This window comes from Haemophilus sp. SZY H56 (assembly GCF_054332415.1).
The window spans coordinates 1-3,604 of sequence record NZ_JBTGNX010000027.1 but is presented as its reverse complement, the minus strand read 5'-3'; the positions used below and the strand labels follow the sequence as shown (position 1 = coordinate 3,604).

Annotated in this window: 2 protein-coding genes, 1 tRNA gene and 1 pseudogene; all 4 read right to left on the bottom strand. The window is 37.0% G+C overall.

The annotated features are described in order from the left end of the window. Positions 1 to 1,349 (bottom strand): annotated as a pseudogene (locus tag ACXVWP_RS11025) (hypothetical protein); the annotation flags it as partial. 21 nt (positions 1,350 to 1,370) lie between these two features. Further along, on the bottom strand, positions 1,371 to 2,261 hold the full coding sequence (locus ACXVWP_RS11020; RefSeq protein WP_289902532.1) for an OmpA family protein: 891 nt from the start codon (positions 2,259 to 2,261) through the stop codon (positions 1,371 to 1,373). A gap of 290 nt (positions 2,262 to 2,551) precedes the next feature. Then, the gene (gene mazG, locus ACXVWP_RS11015) at positions 2,552 to 3,340 is read right to left on the bottom strand and encodes a nucleoside triphosphate pyrophosphohydrolase (RefSeq protein WP_289902531.1); all 789 of its coding nucleotides are present in this window, start codon (positions 3,338 to 3,340) and stop codon (positions 2,552 to 2,554) included. A 99-nt stretch (positions 3,341 to 3,439) separates the two neighbouring features. Then, positions 3,440 to 3,515: transfer RNA gene (locus ACXVWP_RS11010), tRNA-Trp, on the bottom strand. Positions 3,516 to 3,604 lie beyond the last annotated feature (89 nt).

Sequence of the window (3,604 nt, the reverse complement as noted above, 5' to 3'; positions counted from 1 at the left end):
TCCGCTGAACCATTTTTGATATCATCTTCTGTCACGGTATGTGGAACTTCAACTGTCTTACCGTTTGGATCAGTTACAGATACAGTGATGGTATCACCTGCTTTTGTTCCTGTTGGGATAGTTACATTCGTTTGAATGCCATCTTTGGTGTTGTTGTCAGTGTCGCCATTACTTGCTTCACCGTTGTTATCAACATCGCCTGGGATGCCAGTATCTAATTCAAAAGATTCGGTATCACCTGAAACGGCTGGATTATTGCCTTGTTGAATGGATACACCGACTTTATAATTACCATCAGCCGGTAAGCTTTCTTTAGGGATAGTAAGGTCAATTTTACCATTAGTTACTTCGTCACCTGTCACAGTGTGGCTGATTTGTTCTGTAGTACCATCTGGTTTTGTGATAGTCACAGTTACAGTAGCGCCTTCAATTGTACCTTTTGGTAAAATAATCTGAGTTTGAACACCATCTTCCAATTCTTTACCATTGATATAACCATCTTGAGCTTCTGGAATAATAATACCTGGTTTGCCTTCTACTTGGTCAATACCTGAGATTGCATCGCCTTCAGAACCTTTATTGCCTGAATTATCCGTTGCATTCGCAGTTACTTTAGTATTATCTTTTACTTTATCAGCAGGAATAGTGGTTTTACCTGTATTTTCATCAACAATTAAATTTGTATCTGTTGAGGTCCATTTACCATTATTACCTTTTTCCACTGTAGAGGTATGCTCAACACCATTTTCATCAGTATAGCGAATAGTTACCGTTTTGGTGTCTGCTTCACTCGGTGGCACAACATCTACGGAACCGCCTACGTTCGCAGTTACAGTTGGCGCTCCTGGAGGGGTTGTATCTTTACTACCACTACTGCTATCATGACCCGCAGCAATCGCAATACCCGCAATAGGAACAAGAGCTAATAACCACCAAGGATTAAACGCCCACATTGCAGACTTCAGCGCTTCTCCACCTAACGCTTGACCAACTGACACTTCCTGAGCTAATAAAGTTACAGCATCAGTTTGTACACCAGTTTCTGGTACATATGGGTAAAGATTTCCATTTTCATGTGTACCGACAAGCAAATTTGAATTATCTTGATCATAGTAATCTTCGATAATTAAATCTGGTTGTTCAATATCAGAACCTTCAAACGCAATTTGTAAATCATTACCAACACGCTTTGTGGTAATATTTTCAGGCGCATAGCCCGTGTTTTGATCAATTAATTGATAATTAACATCATTTTGTGCTTGTACACGAACTGCTTGCTTAAGATTTGTATTTAAATTAATGCTTTGAACTGTTTCAGATGCATTATTAATTTTTAGAATGATATTCATTATTCTAATTTTCCCTATCTATTAGTTATTTACTGTATGTAATTTAATTTCTACACGACGGTTTGGTTGATTACAGACTTGTAATTCAGATGTGTTACCAGCATGTTGTGCTTCGCAATTCGTGACTTTTAAATTTTGAGCACCGTAACCAGCTGCATGGACAAGATTAGATTTTACACCGCCATGAACCAATAACTCTTTTACGGTTTTTGCTCGTTGTTGAGAAAGTGTTTGGTTGTATTCAGCGCTACCTTGGGGATCAGTATAACCAGATACTTCAACCGAACGAATGTTTGCTGGATATTCCTGAATATCTTTTGCAATAGCGCGAATTTCATCACGTCCATTAGGAAGAATACTGTTAGCACTATATTGATCGAATGGGAATAATGCTGAAGCATTTAATACATAGCTTTTCGGCCCACAAGTATTTGCATATTCAACACGAGAGAGCGTATTGGCTTGGAATCTAGCATTAGCCATCTCTTCTTTTGCTGTATTTTGATCAACCTCTGTCATGGCAACATTGCCCATCTCATCTACACTCACTCGGAAATAAATTAATTTACCGCCTTCCAAGGTATAGTATTTACCGCCAGTGTGTTTAAAAACATAAGCAGGATCTTGCATCTTTGTAAATGCGCCAATACGTTGAGGCTGTGCACATACCACTACCTCTGAAAAGCCATTACGTTGTAATGATGTTTGATATTCACCATTTACAGCAATATTGACTGCTGGAGTAGACTCGCCACTGTTATCACGATAAACAACAATACCGGCATCAGTACTACTAATGTTTTCATTAAGAGATTTATTATCAAAATTTTGCCATTTTTCATTTGTTGCTGTACTACAAGCAGCTAATACGGCCGTCAAACTTACAACAAGTAAAGTTTTCTTTAAGAGCATATTTACACCTATTCGAATACGAGTTATTCATTTTATGAATCATCACTCAACACTTCGATAAAAAGTATTTTAGACAAGTGGCTTGCCGAATATATGTTTAAATAATAACCTTGTCAATAACTAAAATGAGAATAAAACCAAAATGGCGAAAAATATACTCAGTCATCGAAAAGCTGATTACATTGAGTGGATAAATAACCGAATTTAATTATGGTAATTAGCATAAAAGGAATAGTTATCCATTTTATAGAATAAAAAATGGCAGAGGAAAGCACCCTCTGCCATTGCAATTATTTTTCTTCTCTTTTCACTTCATCCCACAATATATCCATTTCAATTAAAGAAAGATCTTTAACTGATGAACCTCGTTCCAATGCTTTTTCTTCTACTTTACGAAAACGTTGTTCAAATTTATTATTCGCCTTACGCAAAGCCTCTTCCGCATTGCACTTGAGATGACGAGACAAATTAACCGTTGCGAAAAATAAATCCCCGATCTCCTCTTCTATTTTTTCTTGATTACGAGAAGTTTGATTGATTTCATCCCTTACTTCTTGCAATTCTTCTTCAACTTTAGCTAATACAGGTTCAACATCATCCCAATCAAAACCAATCTTTGAACATTGTTTTTGCATTTTTTGTGCTCTTAACAATGCAGGAAAAGCATTCGGAATATCATCTAGAATAGAGTATTTTTCTTGAACTGATTTCTCTTGTGCTTTGATACTATTCCAACGAGCTAATGCCTCTTCTTCATTTCCAGCTGTGGCATCTCCAAACACATGAGGATGACGACGAACAATCTTTTTAGAAATATCATTAAGAACATCATCAAATGTGAAATAACCATCTTCAGAAGCAAGCTGGCTAAAAAATACAACCTGTAATAAAAGATCACCAAGTTCTTCCCTTAAATTAGCAATGTCTTTCTTTTGGATGGCATCAATGACTTCATAAGTTTCTTCGGTTAAACAAGGAATCATTGATTCATAATTTTGTTTAAGATCCCAAGGACAACCGCCATTAGGATTACGTAATTGGGCAATTAATTGAATAAAATCTTGAATGGAATAATGCATAAGAATATCTCTGAAATACTAAAAATGCGATTAGTATAAAACGAATAGCAAAATAGACAATATTCTTAAAAAGATTAAATATTATTTGATATGAAATGATGGCAGGGGCGGAGAGGCTCGAACTCCCAACACCCGGTTTTGGAGACCGGTGCTCTACCAATTGAACTACGCCCCTATTGGTATTAAGAATTGGCGGAATGGACGGGACTCGAACCCGCGACCCCCTGCGTGACAGGCAGGTATTCTAACCAGCTGAACTACCAC

Excerpts from the sequence above, each read along its gene's own strand:
- ACXVWP_RS11020 (WP_289902532.1), bottom strand. The coding sequence starts at position 2,261 with ATGCTCTTAAAGAAAACTTTACTTGTTGTAAGTTTGACGGCCGTATTA.
- mazG (WP_289902531.1), bottom strand. The coding sequence starts at position 3,340 with ATGCATTATTCCATTCAAGATTTTATTCAATTAATTGCCCAATTACGT.